Origin of the sequence: Nocardia sp. GCM10030253 (genome assembly GCF_042675075.1) — a bacterium.
GTDB lineage: Bacteria > Actinomycetota > Actinomycetes > Mycobacteriales > Mycobacteriaceae > Nocardia.
Map to the genome: position 1 here is coordinate 157,197 of NZ_JBHTDL010000005.1, position 23,560 is coordinate 180,756.

General features: G+C 65.5%; 23 protein-coding genes and 4 tRNA genes. 13 read left to right on the forward strand and 14 right to left on the reverse strand.

The genetic code is table 11. From position 1 onward, the window contains the following. The first annotated feature begins 116 nt into the window (after nucleotides 1–116). Nucleotides 117–353, forward strand: a complete 237-nt coding sequence (locus ACFQZZ_RS09035) for a hypothetical protein (protein ID WP_378676778.1) — start codon at nucleotides 117–119, stop codon at nucleotides 351–353. Between the two features lie 48 nt (nucleotides 354–401). Here the strand turns inward: ACFQZZ_RS09035 and ACFQZZ_RS09040 are convergent, their stop codons facing one another. After that, nucleotides 402–1,325 carry a sigma-70 family RNA polymerase sigma factor gene (locus tag ACFQZZ_RS09040; RefSeq protein WP_378676780.1) on the reverse strand — a complete coding sequence of 308 codons (924 nt, stop codon included), beginning with the start codon at nucleotides 1,323–1,325 and terminating at the stop codon, nucleotides 402–404. Nucleotides 1,326–1,430: 105 nt separating this feature from the next. Between ACFQZZ_RS09040 and ACFQZZ_RS09045 the strand changes: the two genes are divergently transcribed. Together ACFQZZ_RS09045 and ACFQZZ_RS09050 are read left to right on the forward strand one after the other, a co-directional pair. Beyond that, complete coding sequence (locus tag ACFQZZ_RS09045; protein WP_378676782.1) at nucleotides 1,431–2,000, forward strand: GNAT family N-acetyltransferase; 570 nt, start codon at nucleotides 1,431–1,433, stop codon at nucleotides 1,998–2,000. 76 nt (nucleotides 2,001–2,076) lie between these two features. Next, complete coding sequence (locus ACFQZZ_RS09050; RefSeq protein WP_378676784.1) at nucleotides 2,077–2,622, forward strand: class I SAM-dependent methyltransferase; 546 nt, start codon at nucleotides 2,077–2,079, stop codon at nucleotides 2,620–2,622. Between the two features lie 68 nt (nucleotides 2,623–2,690). On the opposite strand, the gene ACFQZZ_RS09055 is transcribed toward ACFQZZ_RS09050, so the two are convergent. Together ACFQZZ_RS09055 and ACFQZZ_RS09060 are read right to left on the reverse strand one after the other, a co-directional pair. Further along, nucleotides 2,691–3,782, reverse strand: a complete 1,092-nt coding sequence (locus ACFQZZ_RS09055; protein WP_378676786.1) for a 3-deoxy-7-phosphoheptulonate synthase — start codon at nucleotides 3,780–3,782, stop codon at nucleotides 2,691–2,693. Between the two features lie 84 nt (nucleotides 3,783–3,866). Next, the gene (locus ACFQZZ_RS09060) at nucleotides 3,867–4,085 is read right to left on the reverse strand and encodes a hypothetical protein (protein ID WP_378676789.1); all 219 of its coding nucleotides are present in this window, start codon (nucleotides 4,083–4,085) and stop codon (nucleotides 3,867–3,869) included. A gap of 90 nt (nucleotides 4,086–4,175) precedes the next feature. Here ACFQZZ_RS09060 and ACFQZZ_RS09065 point away from each other — a divergent pair, with 90 nt between their 5' ends. Then, nucleotides 4,176–4,340 (forward strand): DUF5993 family protein, encoded by a 165-nt coding sequence (locus ACFQZZ_RS09065; RefSeq protein WP_378676792.1) that lies wholly within the window; start codon nucleotides 4,176–4,178, stop codon nucleotides 4,338–4,340. Then, entirely contained in the window at nucleotides 4,340–4,963 is a 624-nt protein-coding gene (locus ACFQZZ_RS09070) for a disulfide bond formation protein B (protein WP_378676795.1), read from the forward strand. Before ACFQZZ_RS09065 ends, ACFQZZ_RS09070 begins: the two co-directional genes overlap by 1 nt. 60 nt (nucleotides 4,964–5,023) lie before the next feature. Here ACFQZZ_RS09070 and ACFQZZ_RS09075 read toward each other — a convergent pair whose 3' ends face one another. After that, entirely contained in the window at nucleotides 5,024–5,902 is an 879-nt protein-coding gene (locus tag ACFQZZ_RS09075) for an oxidoreductase (RefSeq protein WP_378676797.1), read from the reverse strand. 87 nt (nucleotides 5,903–5,989) lie between these two features. On the opposite strand from ACFQZZ_RS09075, the gene ACFQZZ_RS09080 reads away from it, so the two are divergent. Then, nucleotides 5,990–7,633, forward strand: coding sequence for a (2,3-dihydroxybenzoyl)adenylate synthase (locus tag ACFQZZ_RS09080; RefSeq protein ID WP_378676800.1), 1,644 nt, complete (start codon nucleotides 5,990–5,992; stop codon nucleotides 7,631–7,633). Between the two features lie 63 nt (nucleotides 7,634–7,696). On the opposite strand, the gene nbtS is transcribed toward ACFQZZ_RS09080, so the two are convergent. Further along, a complete protein-coding gene (gene nbtS, locus ACFQZZ_RS09085) occupies nucleotides 7,697–9,007 on the reverse strand; it encodes a nocobactin biosynthesis salicylate synthase NbtS (protein ID WP_378676802.1) in 1,311 nt (436 codons plus the stop codon). A 160-nt stretch (nucleotides 9,008–9,167) separates the two neighbouring features. Between nbtS and ACFQZZ_RS09090 the strand changes: the two genes are divergently transcribed. The 3 genes from ACFQZZ_RS09090 to ACFQZZ_RS09100 are packed head-to-tail and all read left to right on the forward strand — an operon-like array spanning nucleotide 9,168 to nucleotide 13,340. Continuing rightward, the gene (locus tag ACFQZZ_RS09090; protein WP_378676804.1) at nucleotides 9,168–9,341 is read left to right on the forward strand and encodes a hypothetical protein; all 174 of its coding nucleotides are present in this window, start codon (nucleotides 9,168–9,170) and stop codon (nucleotides 9,339–9,341) included. Between the two features lie 34 nt (nucleotides 9,342–9,375). Then, nucleotides 9,376–11,835 (forward strand): glycerol-3-phosphate 1-O-acyltransferase, encoded by a 2,460-nt coding sequence (locus tag ACFQZZ_RS09095; RefSeq protein WP_378676806.1) that lies wholly within the window; start codon nucleotides 9,376–9,378, stop codon nucleotides 11,833–11,835. Then, nucleotides 11,835–13,340: an HAD-IB family hydrolase gene (locus ACFQZZ_RS09100; protein ID WP_378676809.1), complete on the forward strand. Its 1,506-nt coding sequence runs from the start codon at nucleotides 11,835–11,837 to the stop codon at nucleotides 13,338–13,340. The genes ACFQZZ_RS09095 and ACFQZZ_RS09100 overlap by 1 nt, the downstream gene beginning before the upstream one ends. Nucleotides 13,341–13,488: 148 nt before the next feature. On the opposite strand, the gene ACFQZZ_RS09105 is transcribed toward ACFQZZ_RS09100, so the two are convergent. The 3 genes from ACFQZZ_RS09105 to ACFQZZ_RS09115 form a co-directional block, all read right to left on the reverse strand. Further along, on the reverse strand, nucleotides 13,489–14,208 hold the full coding sequence (locus tag ACFQZZ_RS09105) for a polyprenol monophosphomannose synthase (protein WP_378676812.1): 720 nt from the start codon (nucleotides 14,206–14,208) through the stop codon (nucleotides 13,489–13,491). Between the two features lie 131 nt (nucleotides 14,209–14,339). Then, entirely contained in the window at nucleotides 14,340–14,525 is a 186-nt protein-coding gene (locus ACFQZZ_RS09110; RefSeq protein WP_378676815.1) for an SPOR domain-containing protein, read from the reverse strand. 255 nt (nucleotides 14,526–14,780) lie between these two features. Continuing rightward, nucleotides 14,781–16,847, reverse strand: coding sequence for an NACHT domain-containing protein (locus tag ACFQZZ_RS09115; protein WP_378676818.1), 2,067 nt, complete (start codon nucleotides 16,845–16,847; stop codon nucleotides 14,781–14,783). A 275-nt stretch (nucleotides 16,848–17,122) separates the two neighbouring features. Between ACFQZZ_RS09115 and ACFQZZ_RS09120 the strand changes: the two genes are divergently transcribed. Continuing rightward, nucleotides 17,123–17,833 carry an AraC family transcriptional regulator gene (locus tag ACFQZZ_RS09120; protein WP_378676821.1) on the forward strand — a complete coding sequence of 237 codons (711 nt, stop codon included), beginning with the start codon at nucleotides 17,123–17,125 and terminating at the stop codon, nucleotides 17,831–17,833. On the opposite strand, the gene ACFQZZ_RS09125 is transcribed toward ACFQZZ_RS09120, so the two are convergent. The 5 genes from ACFQZZ_RS09125 to ACFQZZ_RS09145 form a co-directional block, all read right to left on the reverse strand. Beyond that, on the reverse strand, nucleotides 17,815–18,390 hold the full coding sequence (locus ACFQZZ_RS09125) for a dihydrofolate reductase family protein (protein WP_378676824.1): 576 nt from the start codon (nucleotides 18,388–18,390) through the stop codon (nucleotides 17,815–17,817). The two genes, ACFQZZ_RS09120 and ACFQZZ_RS09125, sit on opposite strands and share 19 nt — an antisense overlap. Nucleotides 18,391–18,696: 306 nt before the next feature. After that, nucleotides 18,697–18,773: transfer RNA gene (locus ACFQZZ_RS09130), tRNA-Phe, on the reverse strand. Between the two features lie 59 nt (nucleotides 18,774–18,832). Continuing rightward, nucleotides 18,833–18,906: transfer RNA gene (locus ACFQZZ_RS09135), tRNA-Asp, on the reverse strand. A 28-nt stretch (nucleotides 18,907–18,934) separates the two neighbouring features. Next, nucleotides 18,935–19,007 (reverse strand) — tRNA-Glu (locus ACFQZZ_RS09140). 94 nt (nucleotides 19,008–19,101) lie between these two features. After that, nucleotides 19,102–19,767 carry a TetR family transcriptional regulator gene (locus ACFQZZ_RS09145; protein WP_378676826.1) on the reverse strand — a complete coding sequence of 222 codons (666 nt, stop codon included), beginning with the start codon at nucleotides 19,765–19,767 and terminating at the stop codon, nucleotides 19,102–19,104. Between the two features lie 849 nt (nucleotides 19,768–20,616). Between ACFQZZ_RS09145 and ACFQZZ_RS09150 the strand changes: the two genes are divergently transcribed. The 3 genes from ACFQZZ_RS09150 (at nucleotide 20,617) to ACFQZZ_RS09160 (ending at nucleotide 22,752) form a co-directional block, all read left to right on the forward strand. Next, nucleotides 20,617–20,689: transfer RNA gene (locus ACFQZZ_RS09150), tRNA-Lys, on the forward strand. Between the two features lie 171 nt (nucleotides 20,690–20,860). After that, entirely contained in the window at nucleotides 20,861–21,451 is a 591-nt protein-coding gene (locus tag ACFQZZ_RS09155; RefSeq protein WP_378676829.1) for a DUF937 domain-containing protein, read from the forward strand. Nucleotides 21,452–21,786: 335 nt separating this feature from the next. Continuing rightward, nucleotides 21,787–22,752 (forward strand): acyl-ACP desaturase, encoded by a 966-nt coding sequence (locus ACFQZZ_RS09160; RefSeq protein ID WP_378676832.1) that lies wholly within the window; start codon nucleotides 21,787–21,789, stop codon nucleotides 22,750–22,752. Nucleotides 22,753–22,844: 92 nt separating this feature from the next. Here ACFQZZ_RS09160 and ACFQZZ_RS09165 read toward each other — a convergent pair whose 3' ends face one another. Continuing rightward, nucleotides 22,845–23,492 carry a hypothetical protein gene (locus ACFQZZ_RS09165; protein ID WP_378676835.1) on the reverse strand — a complete coding sequence of 216 codons (648 nt, stop codon included), beginning with the start codon at nucleotides 23,490–23,492 and terminating at the stop codon, nucleotides 22,845–22,847. Nucleotides 23,493–23,560 lie beyond the last annotated feature (68 nt).

The following is a 23,560-nucleotide window of genomic DNA, read 5'->3' on the forward strand; positions in this document are numbered from 1 at the left end:
TGTTTCACTTTCCATTTGAGCCTTCTACCTGCATGGTTGTGCGTTATCCCGACGGCGGCTAGCCTCGCCGTGTTCTACCTCACATCGCCGCACGGCGAATCTCGAAAGGGGCGATTATGGCCTCGTACCTCGACCTACTACTGCATCCGGCCGCGTCGGAGGTCGCCGGATCAGTACTGGGTCTGCTTCGCGACATCGCGCATCTGCTGATCGGAGACTCATTCCTCGGTTCCTCGACGCCCGACCTCGGCCTCGGGTCCTCGACCGGCAGTGGCGGGCTCGGGTCCTCCACCGGAAACTGGTTCAACGGCTCGTCGACAGGAAACTGGTTCAACGGCTCGTCTACGCCGTAGCGACCGCCGACGCCAGGCCTGGCGATGAGGGCCCGGCCTGGCGTCTTTTCACCCGAGATGAATTCCCGACAGCTTGTCGGGGTTGGCCACATCGTAAGCGCCCCAGACCAATCCGTCGCGAACTGTGAAGCCCATGACCCGGGTCCGATGCGTACTCGGCCAGTCGCCCGCGACCGCCCACCTCACCACCAGCCCCAATTGCCCATTGACCACGGCGAATTCGAGATCGACCGCCGGAGTTTCCGTCGAACCGTCCAGCCCGTACTTACGGGCGAGGCCGTGCAGGAAGCGGGCGATTCGATCCGCGCCACCGACCACGTTGATCGCGGTCGACGTGGTGCCGTTGGCATCGCCGATCATCACCGAATCCGGATGCAGCGCAGCGGTTACCGCGTCGATGTCACCGGAACTCAAGGCGACGAGCAGCCGCTGCACCGCGGCCTCGTGCTCGTCATCCGGCACCGGCGCGGGAGTGTGCGCTACGGCCTTGCGCGCGCGCACGGCCAACTGCCTCGCCGCATCCGCCGAGATGTCGAGGATGTCGGCGATTTCGTCGAACGGCACCGAAAGACCATCGTGTAGAACGAATGCCACCCGCTGCGGCGGCGTCAGGGTGTCCAGCACGACCATCGCCGCGAAGCGGTACTCCTGCTTGCGGACCACCATGTCCAGCGGATCAGGCGTGCTCGACGGTGTGATGGCAGTCACTACCGGCTCCGGCAGCCATTGCCCCACATAGCTTTCCCTGCGTACTGCGGCACTGCGCAAGCGGTCCAAGCAAATTCGGCTCACCACGGTGGTCAGCCAGGCCCGCAGATCCTCGATCTCCGATTGGTGCGCACCCGCAAGACGTAGCCAACTCTCCTGCACGGCGTCCTCGGCATCGCCGACGCTGCCCGTCAGGCGGTACCCGACGGAAAGCAAATGTGCCCGATGCGATTCGAACAAGTCGGCGAGGAGAGCGGCAACCATCGGTCTGATTCTACGGTCTGCGCCAAGGCCCGATTACCACGGCGTCATGGCCGGTGCTGCGAAAACCGGATGATCCGGCGCGTGCCCGCATGACACCATGCTCGAATGGAGGTACGCCTACTGTCCGACGAAAAGGTGTGGTTGTCGCCGCCGACCACGGCCGACATCGACGCCATCGTCGAATGCTGCCAGCATCCGTCCATCGGCGAGTGGGTGACGATTCCGGTGCCGTATCGCCGGGAGCACGCCGAGAGATTCCTCGACGAACTGGTGGTGCCGGGCTGGGCGGCGGACAACCCGACGTGGGCGCTGCGGCTGCGCGCGGACGGCCCCGTCGTCGGCATGATCAGCCTCGGAGCGGTCGACGAATCGGCGCGCGAAATCGGTTTCTGGCTGGTGCCCGAGTATCGCGAACGCGGATTGATGTCGCGCGCGATCACGCTGGTGTGCGACTTCGGTTTCGACCCCGACGGAATGGCCCTCGCGCGCATCACGTGGCGCGCCTTCGTCGGCAACCACCCCTCGTCAGCGGTGGTCCGCCGCAACGGTTTTCGCTATGAGGGCCTGGCCAGGCTCGGCAATCTACAGCGCGGTGTCCGCCGCGACAGCTGGTTGGCCGCCCGCCTGGCCACCGACCCACCGGGTCGTGCCGACGGCTGGCCACCAGGAGTCTGATCCGCTCGTCGGCCGCGGTGGTGTGACTACCGGCGAATCGGCCCCGCTGGTCGCCACGACCTCCTAGATTGCAGTAATGGCGGCTGACGGACGGTTTCGATGGATCGTCGAGACCATGCTGGTGCGGCCCGACGATCGGATCCTCGAGATCGGGCCGGGGTCGGGCGATTCGCTCGCCTATCTCGCCGAACGACTGCGCAACGGGCACGTCGTCGGCGTCGACCGCTCCCCGACCGCGATCGCCCGCGCCGCGAAACGGCATGCCGCGTACATCGATTCGGGGCGAGTCAGCCTGCTGCAGGCCGGGATGGAGCAGTTGCGCAGAGAGCAACTACTCGAGGAGATCGGGCCGGACGCGACGGGATTCGACATCGTCTTCGCCGTCAACGTGAACCTCTTCTGGACCAAGCGACCGACAACGGAACTCGCCCTCATCCGTGACTGCCTCGCCGAGGACGGCAAGTTCTATCTGTTCTACGGATACGGCCAACCGGACGCGCGCGTATCGACCAGCCCGAAGCCGACCCCCGGCCACCTCATCGACTACCTGACGCAGGCCGCCTTCGACGTCGACGTCGTGTCCTCGGGTGACCTCCTGGGTATCGTTGCCACACCTCGATAGCAACAACTCCGGGAGCCACCGCTTGCCCCCGGCTTTCGCCGGGGGCGGCGGCACAAAAACGCAGTCGGTCAGCGGTTTCGACGCTGCGCGACCGCGTCGGCCAGGTGGTCGAGCTGGCGGGCGGTGGTCTCCCAGTCGAGGCAGGCATCGGTGATGGACTGGCCGTAGGTCAGCTCGTCGGCGTGGCCGAGGGCCAGGTCCTGACGGCCAGCGACGAGGAAGCTCTCCAGCATCACACCGACAACGCCCGGCTCACCGGCGGCCAGTCGCGCCGCGATATCGGTGACCACATCGACCTGCTTGTTGTGGTCCTTGTTGCTGTTGCCGTGGCTGGCGTCCACCACGATCCGCTGCGGCAGCGACGCCTTCTCCAGCCGGATGCACGACTCGGCGACCGAAGCGGCGTCGTAGTTGGTGCCGGTGCTGCCACCACGCAGGATCACATGGCAGTCCGGGTTGCCGTAGGTGCGGATGAGCGCCGCGCGACCATCCAGGTCGGTGCCGGGGAACACATGGCTCGCGGCCGCGGCGCGCACGCCGTCGACGGCCACCTGGACATCGCCGTCGGTGCCGTTCTTGATGCCGACCGGCATGGACAGCGCGCTGCTCAGCTGACGATGCACCTGGCTTGCCGCGGTGCGCGCACCGATGGCGCCGTAGGACACCAGGTCCGAGATGTACTGCGGGGTGATCGGGTCGAGGAACTCGCACGCCACCGGCAGGCCGAGCGCGGTGATGTCGACCAGCAGCTTGCGGCCGAAACCGAGACCGGTATTGACGTCGAATGAGCCGTCTAGGTGCGGATCATTGATCAGCCCCTTCCAGCCGAGGGTGGTGCGCGGCTTCTCGAAGTACACCCGCATCACCACGTGCAGTCGGTCGTCGAGCTCGGCAGCCTTGGCGGCGAGGCGGCGCGCGTAATCCAGCGCCGCGGCGGGATCGTGTACCGAGCACGGACCGACGATCACCATCAGACGGTCGTCGTCGCCATTGAGCACGTCGACGGTGGCCTTGCGGCCCGCGCGGACGGTGTCGGCGAGCGGATCGGTGATCGGGTGCACGCGCCGCACCTCGGCCGGTGAGCGCAAGGGGCTCACGCTGAGGGTGCGTTGATCATCGAGATCGGAATGCCGCGCATCGATATCGGCAGCGGTAGTCATCGTTGTGGGTTCCTTTAGGTCAGGCCGACTCACTGACGGAAACCCGTCGAGCCGGTCATCATCCGGCTCGGGGGTGGAAGTTGGTCAGCGCAGGAGGTTGCCGCAGACCGACCCACCCAGGGCCGGCTTGCTAAACCAGAAATACACGCGCTGCACGTCGGCGACTGTACCAGGCATGTACCAACCAGTGAACGCACGGTGCCGTGCGGTCTCGCCGAATGAGCCGGACGTCACGTTCGGCGAGTTGAAGCTACCGAGCGTGACGCTCGGTTGCCCGCCATCTTCGCAGCCGGTGCCGATCAATTGCCGAACCTCATCCAACGACCCGCCCTGACGGCGTGTCCGCGTTCTATCCAAGCTGGTGAAGGCGGGTAAAGAGTACCGTTCAGCGCCATGGACACGCTCATTTTCGGCGGTTTGCTGGCAGCCATGATCGCCCTGTTCCAGCAGCGTTCCCGGCGTTTGGTAATAGGCGCGTGGTGGGTACTGCTGATCGCGACGGTGCTGCTGCTGGCGCATCACATCACCAGCAGTCTCGGACTCGGATTGAGTTACTGATGGCGACTACCGAGGCTTCGTCGGCCCGGGTGGTTCTCAGCCAGATCCAATACTGGCTCGCGGTAATTTTCGTGATCGGCTGGGCCGGCATCATCTGCGGCGGACTCGCCTTCCAGTTCGGCGCCTGGGAGTACCCGTGCCCGCTGTGCATCGTGCAGCGCATGTTCATGGCGCTCGCCGCATTAGGCGCCGCGTACATCGTCCGCGAGGGGATGAACGGGACCATCGAGCCACACGACTACACGACAGGCTGGGGCCTGGCCATAGTCGGTTGTGTCGCAGGCGGATTCGCCTCATGGCGGCAAACCATGCTGCACATCCTGCCCGGCGACCCCGGCTACGGCGACCCGCTGCTGGGTCTGCACCTGTATGTCTGGGCGTGGATCCTCTTCGTGGCCGCGATCGCGACTATCGGTGTCGTGCTGTCGTTTTCACACGAGACCGCCGCACTGGAGATCCCCGCGGTGCCGCATCGCATGATCGGAATGCTCGCGCTGTGGTTCCTCGGCATCGTGCTGGCGATCAACCTGGTAGCGGTCTTCCTCCTCGAAGGATTCCACTGGTTCCTGCCCGACGACCCGAACCGCTACCAGTTGTTCTACGACCTGCACATTCTGAGCTGAGCGTCACCCGCAGACGGATTCGGCCGGACGTCCAGTGCATCGGGACGCCCGGCCACCCGTTTACTTGCCGAAGTTGTAGGTGACGCCGGTCAGTTTCTCCGACAGCTCCCACAGACCACGCGCGACTTCCTCGTCCTTCGACGCCGCGCTCGAACTCGAGCCAGCCGGATAGCCACGCAGGCCCAACCAGCCGTCCGGTCCGTAAAACCTGCCCGGTTCGACCTTGTCGGTCGCGGCGAATAACTGTGGCAGCGCACCCATCTCGGCGCTCTGCGCCAGCAACCGATTGCCGAACGCCATGACCGTGTCCTGGATCGACTCGGTATGCGACTGCAGCTCGGTCGCGGCGTAGCCGGGGTGTGCGGCGACCGAGATCTTCGGCGAGCCCGCCGCGGTCAGCCTGCGGTGGAACTCGTAGGCGAACATCAGGTTGGCCAGTTTCGCCTGACCGTATGCGGGCCACCGCTGATACTTGCGGTGCTCCCAGTTCAAATCTTCCAAGTCGATCTTGCCGGTGCGGTGCGCGCCACTGGATACCGTGACCACTCGGTCCGAAATCTTATCCAGCAGTAGGCCGGTCAGCGCGAAGTGTCCGAGATGGTTTGTGCCGACCTGCATTTCGAAGCCATCGGCGGTCCGCCGCTCCGGCACCGCCATCACACCCGCGTTATTGATCAGCACGTCGGCCGTGTCCACCGAATCGGCGAACTCTCGCACCGAAGCCAGGTCCGCGAGATCCAGCTTGCGCACCTGCGCGCGCTCCCCGATCTCCCCGGCAACCTTCTCGCCCTTGGCCACGTTCCGACAGGCCAAGATCACCTGCGCCCCGGCCCCCGCCAATGCGCGCACGGTCACCGCGCCCAGACCGCTGTTCGCGCCGGTGACGATGAAAGTCCGGCCACTCTGGTCAGGAATGTTCGAGGTATCCCACCTGCTCATAGGGGGAGTCTAGTCCGATCGGGGGTGGATCTCATGAGCTTCGATACTGAGATAGGGTTGCCTAACCTTTGTTATGAGACCCTAGTCATGCAGTACATATCCACTTTCCCTGTGAGGCCGACTGTGACTTCGACACACACCACTAGTGACGGCTACGTCCCCTTTCCCGCTGCCGAGGCCGACGCCTTCCGCACTGCGGGCTACTGGACCGGACGCCCGCTCGGCGACCTGCTGCGTGCGACAGCGCGACAGCATCCGCACCGCACGGCGCTGCTCGGTGGCGACGCCGCACGTAGCTACGCGCAGCTCGATTCCGACGCCGACCGCATGGCGCACGGGCTGCTCGCGCTGGGCATTGCGGCGGGCGATCGAGTGGTCGTGCAATTGCCGAATGTGTCCGAGTTCGCGACCGTGCTGTTCGGACTGCTCCGCGCTGGGATAATCCCGGTGCTGACCCTGCCCGCGCACCGGAGGGCCGAAATCGAGCATCTGGCCCAGCTTTCCGGCGCCGTCGCCTACCTCATCGCCGACCGGCTCGGCGACTTCGATTACCGGGAGCTGGCGGCGACGGTCCAGCGGTCGGTACCAACTTTGCGGCACGTGCTGGTGCTCGGCGATCCCGGAACCCATACCGACCTGAACTCGATTCCGCGCGAAGGTGATTCACTGCCGACCATCGATCCGAGCGACATCGCGTTGATGCTGGTCTCCGGTGGCACGACCGGCCTGCCGAAGCTGATTGCCCGCACCCACGACGACTACGTCTACAACGCAACGGCGAGCGCCGAGGTGTGCGGACTGACCGAAGCGGACGTCTATCTCGCGACGCTGCCCGCGGCACATAACTTCCCACTGGCCTGCCCCGGCATCCTCGGCACCATCAGCGTCGGTGGCGCGATCGCCTTCCTCACCGATCCGAGCCCGGAGAATGCCTTCGCCGCGATCGAACGACACCGGGTGACGGTCACCGCGGTGGTTCCGCCGCTGGCCCAACTGTGGTGCGCGGCAATCGAATGGGAGGACGCGGATCTCAGCTCGCTGCGCCTGCTGCAGGTCGGCGGCGCCCGCCTGGCCGAGGTGAATGCCCGCGATGTGGAGCCCGCACTCGGCGTGAAACTACAGCAGGTGTTCGGTATGGCCGAGGGGCTGCTCAACTACACCCGCCTCGACGATCCTGCCGACACCGTGTGCACCACGCAGGGCCGACCGTTGTCCCCTGCCGATGAGGTCCGCGTCGTCGACGCCGACGGCAACGACGTCGCCCCCGGCGAAGAAGGCGAACTGCTCACCAAGGGCCCCTACACAATTCGCGGCTACTACCGCGCACCGGAGCACAATGGCCGCGCCTTCACTCCCGATGGCTACTACCGCAGCGGTGACCTGGTCCGCCGCCTCCCCAGCGGCCACCTGATCGTCTCCGGCCGCATCAAGGACGTCATCAACCGCGGCGGCGAGAACATCTCCTGCGACGAGTTGGAAGAGCACCTCCTCGCCCATCCCGCCGTCCGACACGCCGCCGCCGTCGGTCTGCCCGACGCCGCGCTCGGCGAAAAGGTCTGCGCCATCCTGGTAGTCGACACCACCATGCCCACCCTGGCCGAGATCAAGATGTTCCTCACCGACCGCGGCCTGGCCACCTACAAACTCCCCGACATACTGCGACGGGCCGACACCCTTCCTCTCACCGCCGTCGGCAAGATCGATAAAAAGGCCCTGCGCGCCGAAGTCTGACGACGAACGGCCTGGATGGACAGCCGGACGTGTCCATCCGGGCCGGACTCGGACCGATCGACGCTATGCCTTCACCACGTAAGGGGCGATGCTGCCCAGCTTTTCGCAGGTCTCCTCGAACTCGCGCTCAGGAAGCGACTGCCCGACAATGCCCGCGCCCGCGCGCAGCCAGGCGCCCTCGGTGTTCTGGTAGACCGCCCGCAAGACCAGCGTGGCCTCCATCGCGCCGGTCGGGGAAATCGTCACCACCGCACCGGAATACAGACCGCGCGGCGCACCGTCGAGGCGGAAGACGGAGTCCACGCCCGCACGCTTCGGGATGCCGGACGCGGTGACCGAGGGGAAAAGCACTTCGAGCGCGTCCCAGCTGGAGCGGTCGGCGGCGAGTCGGCCGCGCACGGTGGAGGCGAGGTGCTGGACACTGCCACGCTCGCGCACCGCCATGAAGTCCGAGACCGCGGGCGTGCCGGGATCGGCCACCGCGGTGATCTCACTGAACGATGTCTGCACCGAAATGGCGTGCTCGACAATTTCTTTCGGGTCGCTGACCAGATCGGCCCTGGCCGCCATGTCGACCGCGTGACCGCGGCCGAAGGCGCGGGTGCCTGCCAGCGGTTCGGTGGTGACCACGCGATCCGCGTCGACCGAAGCGACCAGTTCCGGACTGAAGCCCGCCGCCTCGAGTCCGCCGAGCCGCAACAGGAAGGATCGCGCCGGGGTGTTGCTGGCTCGGCCGAGCCGGTAGGTCGCGGGCACATCGACCACGAACGGCAGATCGACCTTCCTGGACAGGATGACCTTCTGGTAACGGCCCGAACGGATTTCGTCCACTGCCTCGGCAACCCGATCGCGGTACCCGGTCGGATCGAGGCGAACGTCGGCCGGATGCGCCTGCGGCAGCTCGCTGCCCTGCGAGGCCGCGATGAGATCGTGGATATCGCAGGTTTCGGCCGGAGTCGCACCGGAGATTCGGACGCCGAACTCGCCGACCGCCACCTCGATGCGCGGAATCATCAGGTGCGCCAAGGCCGTCCGCGGATGCAGGTGCGCGGTGGCATCCAGCGCCCACGCGCAGAATTCGAATCCGATCCAGCCGTAGGCCTGTCGTCCGCCGAGCGGCAGCGTGCCGAGCGCGCGATCGATGACGCTCGCGGGGCTGCCTTCCCACGCACTGGTCGTGGTCCGCCCCTCCCACACCACACGCAGCTCGTGCTCATCCAGCTCCACGCTGCCGAGCGGATCGGCCGCGAAGACCCATTCGCCTGGGCGCTCGTACATTACGTACTCGCCGAACCGATCGGCGGCCGCAAGGTGAGACATCGCTGCCGCCGGATCGGTCACATACTCGAGGCGCAAGCGTTCCGTGGTCGACAACGATCCTCCAAAGGTAATGCTGACCTAACTTTGAGAGGTAAGGTTAGCATTACCTGGCCTGACCGGAACTGTGCTGGCAACCACAGCAACCGACCCGCCACCGGGTCATTTCGCGGGGACCGCGATCGCCGAACGTTCGACGCCGAGCAGGCTCTCCGCGATGCGTGCTCGACAGGTCGAACGCCTCACCGGCCAGACGCACGAGCTCGGATCGATCGATATCCCACCCGATCTGATCAGCGAACGGGAGACCACCGCCCAGAAGGCCGGAACAGCCGACCCGCGGCGAACTCGCGCGCCGGAGTTCCTGCGCGGAATCCCGTGGCGGGCTTGAATAGGGGGATCGTCAGTTGCGGAGGGATCTGGTCATGATCGATCACCGCGGGGACTCACCCGCGCAGGCTCAGCGAGCAACGACACCCGAATCGGTGGTTGCCCTTGTCGACGCGGGATCCGGAGTCGAACGCGAACTCGTCGGCACCTGGCTGACCGACGGCGGCATAGCCAAGGAATTCGGCGTGCACGCTCCCGTCACCCAGTTGGACCTGGACGCCGGCGCCATCGCCACCCGGCTGGTCGGCCGCCACGACGATCCACTCGTCGTCCCGGTGCGAGTGCTGTGGCTGCCACCCGAACGCGACGGAGTCCGCCGCGTCACCTTCGCCGACCTGGCGTTGCTGAGCAATCCACGCAAGCCGCACCGCCTGGCCCAACGCAGGCTCATCGGCAAGTCACCGGACCGTCACGTCGTGCTCACCGGGCAGCCCGCGCTGCTCAGCGAGTTGCGCGCCAATAACCCCGAGGCCGCCGCGCTGTTCGCCGCTGGCTCCGCCGAGCCATTCGCCCGCGCCATCGTGCGCGCCGCGCTGGTGGTGCTGGAACGCGCCGAACGCAACGTGATCGGCGATCGGTACAAGGTGCCGCGGCTGGTGGCCGAGGAGATCCTCGACTCCCCCGAGTTCCTGCGCCGACTCGACCTCATCGCCGACCAGATCGGTGCGAGCCCGCACGAGGTGTACCGCAGGGCGGAGAAGGGGCTGGAGGAACTCGTTGCCGCGCAGAGCAGGCTGGTCTCGGATCTGTTCACCCAGGCAATGCGGCCGGTGCACGCCTCGACCTGGAAGGTACACACCGAGGAGTCCGGGCTGGCCGCGCTGCGGGCGCTCAATCGGCGCCACCCACTGGTCTTCCTGCCCTCGCACCGCTCCTACGTCGATGCCTTCGTGCTCGGCGACGTGCTGGCCCGCAACGATTTTCCGCCGAACCATGTGATCGGCGGCGCGAACCTGAGCTTCTGGCCGATGGGCCCGATCGCCCGTCGCACCGGCACCGTCTTCATCCGGCGCAGCTTCGGCGACGACGAGGTCTACAAGGCGGTGGTCGAGGAATATTTCGCCTACCTGCTCGCCAAGCGATTCAATCTGGAGTGGTACTTCGAGGGCGGTCGCACCCGCACCGGCAAGCTCCGGCCGCCGCGCTACGGGCTGCTGAATTATCTTGCCGCCGCGGTGCGTTCGAATCGCATCGACGACGTCATGCTGATACCGGTGTCGATCACCTACGAGCGGCTCAACGAGCTCGGCGCCATCGCCACCGAACAGGTGGGCGGGAAGAAGAAGCCCGAGGGCCTGGCCTGGATGGCGCGCTACATTCGCAGCCAACAGCATTCGGCCGGGCACGTCTATGTGAGCTTCGGCGAGCCGCTGTCCGCACGCGATCGGCTTGCGGCGCACGGCGATCCGCTTACCACGCCGCCGCTGTCCATCCCGCTGCACAGCACCGATTCGGTTCTGGACGGACCAGGCACCACCTCGCATGACGAAGAGACCGCGGAGCTGGAGCGAAAGGCCGTGCAGCGGTTGGCATTCGAGATCGCCGTCGGCATCAACGCGGTCACCCCCATCACGGTCAACGCGCTGGCCACCCTCGCACTGCTCGGCGTGCACGAACGCGCACTGACCCTCGGCGAGGTGCGCGCCGTACTCGCTCCGGTACTGCACTACATCGAGAAGCGCGATCTGCCGCGCGGTGAGCTCGACGCACTACGCGATGAGCAGAGCCTCGCGGTGGTGCTGGAACAGCTTTCGTTGGCCAAGGTGGTCACCGTCTATCGCGGTGGGCTGGAACCGATCTACTCGATCGAGTCGGGCGCCCACCTGGAGGCCGCGTTCTACCGAAACAGCGCCGTGCACTGGTTCATCAACCGCGCGATCCTCGAGCTGTCCATCCTGACCGCGGTCGACACGCCTGCCCCGAACCAGCTGAAGGCGGGCTGGGATGAGGCATACCGACTGCGCGACCTGTTGAAGTTCGACTTCTTCTTCCCCGAACGGTCCGAGTTCGCCGAGCAGCTGACCACGGAAATGCTGGTGCTCGACCCGGACTGGCACAGCCACACAAACGAGGACACCTTCGGCACCGACGTGCTCGCGACGCTCACCGCCTCGGGATTCATGATGGCGCACCGCGCCTTGCGCTCGTTCTTCGACGCGCAGTTGGTGGTGGCCGAGCGACTGGCGGCCCGGGACCCGGCCGAGGAGATCGACCGCAAGCAGTTCATCGACGAATGCGTCCGGGTCGGCAAACAGATGATCCTGCAGCAGCGGCTGCACAGCCCGGAGTCGGTGTCGACCGAACTGTTCACCAGCGCACTGAAACTCGCGGACAACCACGGGCTGCTGACACCGGTCGAGCACGATTCGGCCAAACGCAGGTCCGAATTGACCGAGCGCAGAATCGAGTTCGCCGAACGGCTGCGTGCCATCGGCAACCGAATTTCCCAGGCGGCCGCATTGGATCCGTCGAACCGACTCGTGCGGGAGCCGTGATGGGTGCGCGCGACACGGCCGCGCGGCATCAGCAGGAGGACTCCGCTGTCGCCCACGGTGGTGTGGTGTCAGCGGATCTCGAATCGGCCATCGACGCGATCCGATCGGGACCGCAGGGACCCGGTATCGCCGCCGTTTTCGACTTCGGCGGCACCATCGTCGACGGGTTCGCCCGACCGTCGGTGCTGCGTCGCATTTTCCGTCCCAGCGCCTCGCGGACAGCGGCCGCGGCACTGCTCGGCGGTATACGCAACAGCCTCACCGATGGCGAGTACGGGCGTTTCGTCCAGCTGTCCATGCAAGCACTGGCGGGGTATCCGGAGTCGGAGCTCGACGCGCTCGGCAAGCGGCTCTTCGAGAAGACCATCTACGGGCACCTATATCCCGAGGCGTGGCAGCTCATCCGGACCCACGAGGCCGCGGGTCACACCCTGGTACTCGCCACTTCGCTGACCCGCTTCCAGGTGGCGCCCGCCGCCGCCGAGCTCGGCATCGAGCACGTGCTGTACACCCCGATGGCCACCAGCGACGGCGTTCTCACCGGATATATCGAGGGAAAGACGTTGTGGCGCAATGGCAAGGCCGACGCGGTCCGTGATTTCGCCGACGCCGCGAGCGTGGACCTCAGCCGTAGCTACGCCTATTCCGATTCGCTCGCCGATTTGCCGCTGCTGTCGCTGGTCGGCCGTCCGGTGGCGATGAACCCCGACAGACGGCTCAGTGTTGTTGCCGCCGAACATGATTGGCCGACGCTGACCTTCCGGCCCAGGCAGACCGCGAGCCCGGCCGACTACGGGCGCACGGTAGCGGGATTTGCCGCACTGCTCGGCGGCGCGCTTCTCGGTGTCATTGCCAAGTCCTACACGAGGCAGCGCAGGAAGATGGCCGATGGGCTGATGGCATACGGCACGAGCGGCACCCTCCGGGCTATCGGTGTACGAATCCGCGTCTGCGGCGCGAAGAATGCGCGCGCACCGCGGCCCGCTGTCTTTCTCTTCAATCATCAGAGCCAATTCGACGTGATCATCGTGCCCAAGGTCTTGGCGGGCGGCGTCACGGGTATCGGGAAGAAGGAACTGACCCGCAATCCGGTATTCGGGCCGCTGATGCGTTTCGTCGGTGTGACATTCATCGATCGCTCGGATACCGCGCAGGCGAAGGCGGCGCTCGCGCCGGTGGTGGAGACCCTGCGCGGCGGTCTGTCGATCGCCATCGCCCCCGAAGGGCACCGCTCGTACACGCCGAACCCACTGCCGTTCAAGAAGGGCGCGTTCCATATCGCGCTGCAGGCGGGTGTGCCGGTGATCCCGGTGGTGATCCGCAATGCGGGCGAAATCTCTTGGCGCAATTCGATGATCGCGCGTAAAGGCACGGTGGACGTCGCGATCCTCGCGCCCATCGATGTGAGCGGCTGGGATCCCAACGAGATGGACGACGAAGTCGAGGCGGTACGGCAGCTGTACATCGACACGCTGCTGAACTGGCCGGAGCCGGACGCGGACTAGCGCTGTCGGCCATGCATGTGGTGCTCGCGCCGGTCATCGTCATCAGCATGGAGGGGCTGCGGCGCGGACTCATCGAGTCCTGAGCCGAAACGACGCAGGGCCCCGCATCCGAGTCGGATGCGGGGCCCTGCTCGTTCGACTGTTTCGGCTACACCTTGCGACCGAAGAGCAGCTTCCACGGCATCAGCGCCGACTCCAGTTGCACCTTGAGGCTCATCTTCGAGGCGCCGACGGTGCGCTCCTCGAACCGGATCGGCACCTCGGCAATCGCGATGCCCTGTTTGATCGTCCGATAGTTCATCTCGACCTGGAACGAGTAGCCGTTGCTGCGGATCGAGGCGACCTCGATCGCGCGCAATGTATCCGCCTTCCACGCCTTGAAACCGGCGGTGGCATCCTTCACACCGAGCCGCAGGATCAGGTTCACGTAGAAATTGGCCCACGACGAGAGCGCCTTGCGGTACCACTTCCATTCCTCGGCGGTCGACCCGCCCGGCACGTAGCGCGATCCGAGGACCACACCGGCATCAGTGGTGGTCAGCTTCTCCAGCATCGCCGGAATCACCTCGGCCGGGTGGGATAGGTCGGCGTCCATCTGGATCACCACATCGGCGCCTTCGTCCAGCGCCCGCGTGATCCCGGCAATGTAGGCCCGGCCCAATCCGTCCTTCTCGGTGCGATGCAGTACGCCGACAACGTTCGGCAGCTCCGCCGCCAACTTGTCGCCGACCTCACCGGTCCCGTCCGGCGAATTGTCATCCACCACGAGCACATGCAGGTCGGGCACTTGCAGCGCCGTCAGCCGCTCCACCGCAACCGGCAGATTCTCCCGCTCGTTGTAGGTCGGCACAACAACGGTAACCCTCAAGGGTCGCCCTCCCTGCTCACCTGTCAGCCCCGAGCCCACGACAGGACCCCGAGCATTCGTCTGATTTCAGGAAACCGTACTTGATCGACCTAACGGGGACCTGAGCGCATGCGCTGGAGCGCCCCAGCCACTCAGCTGTCCCCGTCACGCCAGGAGCGATCCCGAGCATCCTCACGCTCATTGCGGGCCTTCACGATCTCCAACGCCCGCTCAGCAGTCGCCTGATCCGGATACGGCCCCATCCGATCCCGAAACCAGCACTGCCGCCCCTGCTCGGCCCGCTGATGCTTCAGGCAGTAATACCATCGCTCAGCCATGCTCATCCGCCTCTCCGCGTGCAACGCACCATTAAGAGCCTCGACAGTCGCATCGCGGGCCGGCGGTCGAGTCCCTGGCCATGTTCCGGCCGTACCCGATGAGTTACCCATGTTCTCACGAGATCAGTCGGCCAGCACCGAGAACGATGGTCCAGAACCATCGCGGGCAGCCACCTCGTGACCACGTCGCGGCACCAGCGCCAGCCTGGCGTGGCCGCCGCATGCTCGTCCGAATGTGTCTGGCAGGGCGTCGAACTATTCCGATCGCTTGCCGGTCGAATCCGGTGCGGCGGCCGCTGCACCCGATGGGGCGTTCGCGGGTTCGGACAGCAGCCATTGCTGATAGGTCTGATGCCGAAACTGATAGGCGGCGCCGGTGACTCGGAGTAGTCCTGAGGAGCGTGCCCAGTCGAGGAAAGGTGAGGGGCGCCAGGTGAATCGAGAGCCACGGATCAGCAGCGCCCGTGCGATTCCGTAGCGAACGCTGGCGCGCGACCACCACAGTCCGAAGGCAATCGTGTACACCACCATCCCTGCCGCCGCGTCCACGATGTTGCCGCCCATCGTGGCGTCCTTCAGCAGGGACGCTGTCCATGGGTCGTAGACGATCGCTTGGGAGGCATGCATAGCCAGCGGGAGGACGATCCACTCGTGGAGGAAGTACGCGACGCCGAACGCCCCGCCGACGACCGCGCCTGACAATAGATCCTCGCGGATATTCGCACGCTCATCGAGATTTGGCTCGTCGTGAGTTGTCAGCGCGAACATCAGGGCCAGCACAACACCCAGGCACAGCGCCAGCGACATTCCGAAGGCCAGGCCCCATTCCATGGCGGAGTCCCAGAAGCCCAATGCGAGGCCGTGCACAGCGACGATGGCAACGAGCACGACGGCGCCGAGCACGACGCCTGTGACGAGACCCTGTGCGACGCCCCGACCGAGCCCTCGAAGCGTTGATCCGGACCGGCTGCGCCAGCGCACTCCCACCCGGTGGGCGCGCTTCGGACCGGCCGATCCGGATATCAGCGCGAAACAGAGCCCGAATATCGGAGCGAGCACGACGACTGTCGCCACTCCAAGGAATGACATGCAGGCGATAGTGAAGATCGGGAACAACAGAATCGTGTGCAGGATGCGTGCATTTCTGCCCGCCAGCTTCCACACCTCGAAGAGTTTGATCTCGGCGCCGTTCCCGCCGCGGGCCCGCGCGGAGTCCAGGTGCTGGGCGAGACTGCGCAACCACGTTGTGACCTGGACCGCGGTGTAGCGTTTCGCCCCTGAGCGTTCGCGGCGGAGTCCGGCAACCGCCGCTGGAATCATTGCCGTGAACACGGTCTCTCGCACAGTTTGTTCGTCCGCGGCTGTCGCGAGCTGCACTACGTCGGGCGGCGCGGCGCGCTGCAGGAAGTCGATGGCCAACGTCAGGAGCCACGGGGTTTGTAGTGACCTCGCGAGGGTGCCGCCGGGGTTGATGTCGAGTTCCCTGATGATCGGTTGCCATCGGTCGGGATCGATGCCAGCGGAATCGCGGTGTCGCTCCAGATGTGTTCGGACTTCGACACTGTTGAGCGGACGGAGGATGACTGCCGTAGCGGAATGGAGTCCCGAGTCGCTGCCGAGTTCCTGTGCCAGTCGGTAGGTGGCGGTGCGGCACATGACGACGACCGGTCGGCCGCGCCATTCTGGTTCGTTGAGCTCGTCCAGCGCGGCCCGCGCGCGTGACGGGGGCGACGTGGGAGTGTCCATCTCGTCGAGGCCGTCGAGCAGCGGCAGTATGCGCTCGGCCTCGATCATGGCGGCGGCAACCTGGCGCCGGAGGCCGTAATCGTCAGCGAGCTGGCTCGCCATCCAGCTGCTGAAGTTGGCTCGGGTGGGATCCCAGCTGGCCGCGTTGAATCGGACGGGGACCGAGTTGTGACGGCGGTACCCGATCTCGGCCGGGCCGTCCTTCAGTAGTCCGAGAAGCAGATGGATCGCGGTCACGGTCTTGCCGGCGCCGGACTCGCCGAGCACTACAAGTCGTTGCGGCGAGAGGCTTCGGTAGTAGCGGGCGACATCGACGAGCCAACCGAACTCCTCGCCACCGGCAGCCCGCACGCGGGCGAGCGCTTCCCACTGGATGTCGACGCCCTCTCCCCGGACTACACCCAGCTCGCCGAGACGGCGCTGCTCGATGCGTTGAACGAGTTCGGCAAGTTCGTCGGCTTTCACAGACACCGTCGCCAGCGAGGTGTCCGGATTCCACCAGCGCCACAGCAGGCTGAGACCTTTGGCGGCCGATCCCGCCACACGGGCGGCGGCGCCCAGTTCCGCTCCAGTCATGGCAATGCCCTCGCAGACCTGTGAAGTGCTCCGTCGCCGCCGGGCGGGTAGCGGCTGCTCCCTTCGCAGCGAGTGGTTCGTCCGATGCCGAGTGTGCACCGACAATCGTCGCCGTGGAGCGTTTCCAGCGGTACATCAGTCGATGTTTGCTCGTCGGCGGGAACCTGGCGTGCCGGAGCAGTCGGGAACCTGGCCTGCCGGAGCAGTGAGGTCCGATTACCGGTCAACCACTCTGCGGGATTCAAGTGACCCGCGCTCGGATTAAGATGCCAACGGTGGGGTTGCTGTTCGAGGCGCGTGCGTCGGATTCGCTGTGGATCGACTCTGTTTGGACGTGCCGTAGCGAGCGGGTCGCGGAGATGACCAGCGTTGCGACCGAGACCTGGGGCCTGGTGTTCTGGGAACAGGAGGGCACGGCGTACGCGGGCATTACAGGTCCGGAGAGCCGCTGCGATACCGCCCACGTGCCTGAAGGCGCGGACTTCGTCGGGATCCAGTTCGCGGTCGGCACATCGCTTCGCGCGGTGGCCACACCGTCCCTGGTCGACAGCGGGGTCCTCTTGCCAGATGTGACCAACCGGACCTTCTGGCTGGCTGGTGCCCGCTGGGAGACACCGCACCCGAACGACGCCGAGGCGCTCGTGGACCGGCTCGTCCGAGGCGGAGTCCTGGTCCGCGATCCTTTGGTCGCGGACGCTCTGCGCGGGCACCGTCCCGCGGCCACCGATCGCACGCTCGAGCGTCGTTTCCGGGCGGCGACGGGCCTCACCCGAGGCGCGGTGCGGCAGATCGGGCGCGCCCGATCTGCCGCGTTACTGCTGACCGCGGGCGAGCACCCGAGCGATGTCGTCGACAAGCTCGCGTACTACGACGAACCCCATCTAGCCCGCGCGCTGCGACGGTACGTCGGGCGTACCGCACGGCAGCTCCGCGAGGGCCGCGGCGGTGTGATCGCGCTCGATCCTGCTCAGCGCACGACGTTGTAGACGAGCTTGGCCACTCCGTTGGAGTAGGTCGCGGACTCCTCGAGGCGCAGTTGCTGCTTGTCGCGGTCCGCCCTGCTGAACAGACTCTTGCCCTCCCCCAGCAGCACTGGGAACACGAGCAGGTTGTACCGGTCGATCAGATCGGCGTCCGACAGACGCCGGGCCAGCTCGGCGCTGCCGTGAATGAAGATGGCGCCACCATCGCTCTGCTTCAGAGCGGCGATGTCGTCGATCGACCGCAGGATCGTGATCGGACCCCATCCCTCGATCACGTCGTCGTCGGTGAGGCTGGTCGAGACCACGTACTTGGGAAGTTCCTTGTACGCGGCGTGATCCGCGGAGTCGCGCCAGAACGGGGCGAACACCTCGTAGCTGCGACGGCCGAACATCAGTGCCGTCGTGTCTGCGAGTTCTTCGCCCTTGAGCGAGTAGGCCTCGGGCACGAACTCGGTGTCCATCACCCAGCCGCCGCTGCGGTGCCCCTCCTCCTTGCCGCCCGGCGAGTCCACTACACCGTCCAGCGACATGAAGCCCGTGTAGACCAGTTCACGTGTCAAAATTCCTCCTGAGATCCAAAAGCGGAGACCGCCGTCGACCACCCAGGTGCAGACCGCCCAGGCGGTCACCGGAGACACCGCTGGTCGACAGCCTATCGGCGGCTCGCGCTGCGGTCTTGGACAGAAACGACACCACTTTCAGCGTCTGCCAGCGACCGTAAACGTCCTGTAATGGCTCCCCTACGCCATTCGGCCGTGCAACATACGTGCGACATCTCCCGGCGACCGGCGGTCATCCACAGTCGGGTTCCCCATTGGGGATAGACGCGAAAAATCCCCCTGACCTCGTGCAATGTCAAGGGGATTTGGTGGCCAGGGCCGGGATCGAACCGGCGACCTTCCGCTTTTCAGGCGGACGCTCGTACCAACTGAGCTACCTGGCCGCAGGCACCCGTATTGAATGCCATACGCGAAATGCCGGATTGCTCCGGCACTTCTCTTGCGACCCTGACGGGACTCGAACCCGCGACCTCCGCCGTGACAGGGCGGCGCGCTAACCAACTGCGCCACAGGGCCTTGCGTGCTACCAACGATCCGAAGACCGTACCCCCTACGGGATTCGAACCCGCGCTACCGCCTTGAAAGGGCGGCGTCCTAGGCCGCTAGACGAAGGGGGCTCGTCCTGGATTCCTCCAGACCGGCTTTCAACGGGTGTCCGTTGGGAGCTCGGTTAGCTTATGACAGACCGGTGTGGCTTTCCAAACCGGCTGGTCAAAGCCCTAAACCGAGGTCTTCCAGGCGAGCTTGGGCCTGCCAGCCATCCTTGCGGAACTTCTCGCCCCACTCGGGAGTGGCCATGGCCTCGACGATCACCTCCAGCGCCTCCTGGAATCTGGTTCGCAGATCCATTCCGCCGCCGAAGAGATCCACCATGTAGCGCTGGCCCGCGAGTGCGGCGGCCAACGTGCGAGTGAACCGGTCCGGGTCGGCGTCGGCGCGCAGCTGCCCCTGCTCGATGGCGCGGACGGTGAGCATCCTGGTGGCGCGGCCGAGGATCCGCCCACCGCCGGTTTGCACGTCCCGATAGAAATCGGGCTCGATGATCAGCCGATACTCGGCCTGGACGATGATGTCGTGCTCCAATCGCAGCGCTATCTCGTCGACCAAGCCGTGCAGGATGTCCAGTGCACCGAGATCCGCTCTGGGAAGCCAACGTTCGGCCGATGCGCGATAGCGCTCGACCGCCGTCTCCAGAACGGCACGGGCCAGATCTTCCTTGGAATCGAAATGAAAGTACATGGCGCCCTTGGTGGCGCGCGAACCTTCTAATATGCGGTTGAGCGATGCAGCGGCATAGCCGCTCTTCCCGAACTCAACGGCGGCGGACCTGATAATCGCCGCGCGTGTCCGGCGGGCCCGCTCTTGCTGCCGTGCCATGCTCGAAACGCCTCCGAAGCCTACTCGCCGCCAATCGATGCCCCCCAAAGGAACAGACCCTTGGCGCGAAGTTATGAGTTTTATCAATACTTCAAACCGGGTTTTCGCCCAGTTTCAAACTTTCGGTACGAAAACTTGCGAAAAACCCGAAACACACCAGCTGGTATAGTTTTCCTGCCTGGGTGCGCCGCAGGGGGTGCGCACCCGGGCATTTCTTCGTCTCGGATCTGCCTCCCCCGGCGTCGAATCGTAGGTTGCCACGATCGGCCATACCGGTCGCGACACGTTCGGACACAACAACGATAAGCCGAATTCCGGAACGCCGGGCAAGACGGCGATTCTTCCGGCATTCACCAAGTCGTCACCGTACCTGGAATCATCATCCGACACGCGGCAAACTGGAGAGTAGGGTCGCGGCCGGGCCCAGTTATCTGTTACAGCAAATATCCCGCAATCAACCCGGGCGGTCTGCTCGATTTCCGAATTCGACAGCGTCGCAGCCACGTTCACCCGAGTCGACCGGCCAACCGGTGACGTGACCATTCGACGCGCGGCACCCGCCCGCGCCGACGGCGCGCTCCCCCGAGCTCCGGCTCCGCACCCCCCGCAAATCCAAAGACTTTGGTAGGCAACATGTTTCGATGATATCCATGTCTGGGTGAAATGAACAAAGCTGGGTACCAAATGTTTACCGGCAGCATCGTCGCGCTCGCACCCTTTGTTACCCGGCGCCACACCACCTCTCGGCAGCGCCCCACGATCGCCGCCGACGGCCGCATCCCCGCGCACCGGACACGCCACCGCCCCGGTTACCGAATGCGCGCCCGGCCCACTACACTGTCCCACCGCGCCCCTATAGCTCAGTTGGTAGAGCTACGGACTTTTAATCCGCAGGTCGTAGGTTCGAGCCCTACTGGGGGCACCCCGTCGGGCGTCCGGTTCGCGAACCGGACGCCCGACCTATTTTCCCCGGCTCTTCGACGGGCGACGCGCACCCGCTCCCACCACAAAACACCACACCACCCACAGGGTTTCCCCTACTGTGGGCGCGTCCCCGCACACCTGGGACACCCCTCGACAACAGGCGGAGCTGATGACTTCTTTCGATGATTTGCTCGCCCAGGTACCCGTTTCCCAGATCGCCGCGAAGCTCGGCGTCGACGAGAGCACCGCGAGCACCGCGGTCAAGGCCGCGCTGCCGACACTGCTCGGCGGACTGCAGGCCAACGCGACCCAGCCGGAAGGCGCCGCTTCATTGGTCGGCGCCCTGGACAACCATGGAGACCTCGTCGAAGGCGAGGGCGAGGTCGACATCGACAAGGTCGATGTCACGGACGGCTCGAAGATCGTCGACAACGTCTTCGGCGAAGAGAAGAACACAGTGATCAGCGCGCTCGGCGCGAGCGAGGGCACCGGCGGCAACGACCTGGTGTCCAAGCTGTTGCCGATGCTTGCCCCGATCGTGCTTGCCTATCTGGCCAAACAGCTGTCCGGTGGCGGTGGCGCCGCGGCGGAACCGCAGACACAGGCAGGCGGCGGTGGCATCGGCGACCTGCTCGGCGGGCTGCTCGGCGGCAGCAGCAAGAGCGGTGGCATCGGCGGCGCGATCGGCGAGGCACTGGCCAAGAACGCTGGCGGCACCCTCGGCAATGTGCTCGGCGGTCTCTTCGGCGGCAAGCGCTGAACCAGCGCTTTCGACACTCCCGGTGGCCGTCCGTCACGCGATTTTCGTTCGACCAGCGGACATTCCCCGCCTCCAGGCGCTGTGTGTGATCGAGCACCCCGGGCTAACAACTCTCGGCCCGCAGCGATAGTCCCCTCGCTGCGGGCCATAGTCATAGACTCATCGTGGTCGCCGAGCGCCAACGAGGGCGTATGACGTGTATCACCGGGGCATCGATTGTCAGACAGATGCGTTTCGCATCACACTTACGGTGCCGTAAGGTATGGCCGCATCGGCACGGTCTTACCTTGGGGGGACGACCTGCAAGAGCGCACGCACACATGAAGGGCATATGCATGGCAAGGGATCTGACTCAACTCGAGCTGCTCACGGAGTTGGAGCCGGTTGCCGAAGAAAACGTCAACCGGCACCTCTCCCTGGCAAAGGAATGGCATCCGCACGACTACGTCCCGTGGGACGAGGGTCGCAATTTCGCGGCACTCGGCGGGGCGGATTGGGACCCGGAGCACTCCCGGCTGAACGAGGTCGCCAAGGCGGCCATGATCACCAACCTGCTGACCGAAGACAACTTGCCCTCCTATCACCGTGAGATCGCCGAGAACTTCTCTCAGGACGGCGCATGGGGCACCTGGGTGGGCCGCTGGACCGCCGAGGAGAACCGCCACGGCATCGTCATGCGTGACTACCTGGTGGTGACTCGCGGCGTCGATCCGGTCGCCCTCGAAGAGGCGCGCATGATCCACATGACCAACGGGTTCGCCTCGCCGACCGAGGCCGACGCCGGCTTCCTGCACTCGGTCGCGTACGTGACCTTCCAGGAACTCGCCACCCGGGTCAGCCACCGCAACACCGGCAAGGTGTGCGACGACCCGATCGCCGACCGCATGCTGCAGCGCGTCGCCGCCGACGAGAACCTGCACATGATCTTCTACCGCAACATGTGCGGTGCGGCGCTCGACCTGTCGCCGGACCAGTCCATCGAGGCGATCACGCTGATCCTGGAGAATTTCCAGATGCCGGGCGCGGGTATGCCCAACTTCCGCCGCAACGGCGTGCTGATGGCCAAGCACGGCATCTACGACCTGCGCCAGCACCTCGAAGAGGTGGTGCAACCGGTGCTCAAGAAGTGGGACATCTTCGAACGCACCGATTTCACCCCCCGCGGTGAGGCGGTCCGCGATCGACTCGCCATCTTCCTGGAGAAGCTGGCCGGCGACGTGATCAAGTTCGAAGATCAGCGCGACCGCATGCTCGCCCGCGAGGCGAAGAAGCGCGAGCTGGCCGGGAGCGCCGTGGGCTGACCCCCACCCCGATGACATCGAGCCGCCGTCCGAATATCCGGACGGCGGCTCGTTTATGTCCCGCTAACCAGTAATTGCAATGGCGAGCTATTTCATCGCGGCAGTGCGCCGTCGACGCCGCCGACGTCGGTGATCTTCCAGTCCGAGTTCTTATCCAGCGTGACGTTATAAGTCACCGTCGTCTGCGCGCCTTCCGGGCTTTGTGCGTTCGTCGAACTCACGTTGACGAATACATTTACCTTGTAGACGCCGTCCAGTTCCGACATCACCTTGGCGGTGATCGGCGCGGCCGTCGACGTCCACTTCAACGGCACCAGAATCTGCTCGAGCTTGGGGCCGGTCGCGTCGAACTTGTTCGCCAACTGCGGCGCGGTATTCGCCTTCAACTTCGCGACCCAGGCATTGATGTCCTGATAATTGACCGTTGCGGCGCCGACCGAATATTCGGTGGCGACCTGCTCGGCTTTCCGGTCGTCCGCAACGCGATCATTTTGCTCGGCCAGATCGTGACGAGCCGACCACAGCAGTCCGCTCAGCACGCAGACCGCGACGACCAGCGCGGCAATGACGGCGCTCCTGATCACCGTGGAAACCTGGATCGACACCGTTCCAGGACGGGCGGGCTTCGCTTGCGATGCCGCTCCCGCCGATGTCGCTGTGGTGGTACCTCCCGCCGCCGACTTGCCGCCGGCCTCGGCCTTGTCCCCGCCCGATCCGGCGTCTTCGATCCGTTCCGTCATGCGGCCTCTCCGATAAGTCTGGTGTGTCGAGACGCTCCAACCACTGGCGGCAGGCGTTACTCGGGGTA

Bases quoted from the DNA above. Each gene is read 5' to 3' on its own strand.
- ACFQZZ_RS09160 (WP_378676832.1), top strand. From the start codon at position 21,787: ATGGCAAGGGATCTGACTCAACTCGAGCTGCTCACGGAGTTGGAGCCG.
- ACFQZZ_RS09155 (WP_378676829.1), top strand. From the start codon at position 20,861: ATGACTTCTTTCGATGATTTGCTCGCCCAGGTACCCGTTTCCCAGATC.
- ACFQZZ_RS09165 (WP_378676835.1), bottom strand. From the start codon at position 23,492: ATGACGGAACGGATCGAAGACGCCGGATCGGGCGGGGACAAGGCCGAG.
- ACFQZZ_RS09080 (WP_378676800.1), top strand. From the start codon at position 5,990: ATGCAGTACATATCCACTTTCCCTGTGAGGCCGACTGTGACTTCGACA.
- ACFQZZ_RS09115 (WP_378676818.1), bottom strand. From the start codon at position 16,847: ATGACTGGAGCGGAACTGGGCGCCGCCGCCCGTGTGGCGGGATCGGCC.
- ACFQZZ_RS09050 (WP_378676784.1), top strand. From the start codon at position 2,077: ATGGCGGCTGACGGACGGTTTCGATGGATCGTCGAGACCATGCTGGTG.
- ACFQZZ_RS09040 (WP_378676780.1), bottom strand. From the start codon at position 1,325: ATGGTTGCCGCTCTCCTCGCCGACTTGTTCGAATCGCATCGGGCACAT.
- ACFQZZ_RS09090 (WP_378676804.1), top strand. From the start codon at position 9,168: ATGCGTGCTCGACAGGTCGAACGCCTCACCGGCCAGACGCACGAGCTC.
- ACFQZZ_RS09045 (WP_378676782.1), top strand. From the start codon at position 1,431: ATGGAGGTACGCCTACTGTCCGACGAAAAGGTGTGGTTGTCGCCGCCG.
- ACFQZZ_RS09145 (WP_378676826.1), bottom strand. From the start codon at position 19,767: ATGGCACGGCAGCAAGAGCGGGCCCGCCGGACACGCGCGGCGATTATC.
- ACFQZZ_RS09075 (WP_378676797.1), bottom strand. From the start codon at position 5,902: ATGAGCAGGTGGGATACCTCGAACATTCCTGACCAGAGTGGCCGGACT.
- ACFQZZ_RS09070 (WP_378676795.1), top strand. From the start codon at position 4,340: ATGGCGACTACCGAGGCTTCGTCGGCCCGGGTGGTTCTCAGCCAGATC.
- ACFQZZ_RS09110 (WP_378676815.1), bottom strand. From the start codon at position 14,525: ATGGCTGAGCGATGGTATTACTGCCTGAAGCATCAGCGGGCCGAGCAG.
- ACFQZZ_RS09035 (WP_378676778.1), top strand. From the start codon at position 117: ATGGCCTCGTACCTCGACCTACTACTGCATCCGGCCGCGTCGGAGGTC.
- ACFQZZ_RS09055 (WP_378676786.1), bottom strand. From the start codon at position 3,782: ATGACTACCGCTGCCGATATCGATGCGCGGCATTCCGATCTCGATGAT.
- ACFQZZ_RS09095 (WP_378676806.1), top strand. From the start codon at position 9,376: ATGATCGATCACCGCGGGGACTCACCCGCGCAGGCTCAGCGAGCAACG.
- ACFQZZ_RS09065 (WP_378676792.1), top strand. From the start codon at position 4,176: ATGGACACGCTCATTTTCGGCGGTTTGCTGGCAGCCATGATCGCCCTG.
- ACFQZZ_RS09100 (WP_378676809.1), top strand. From the start codon at position 11,835: ATGGGTGCGCGCGACACGGCCGCGCGGCATCAGCAGGAGGACTCCGCT.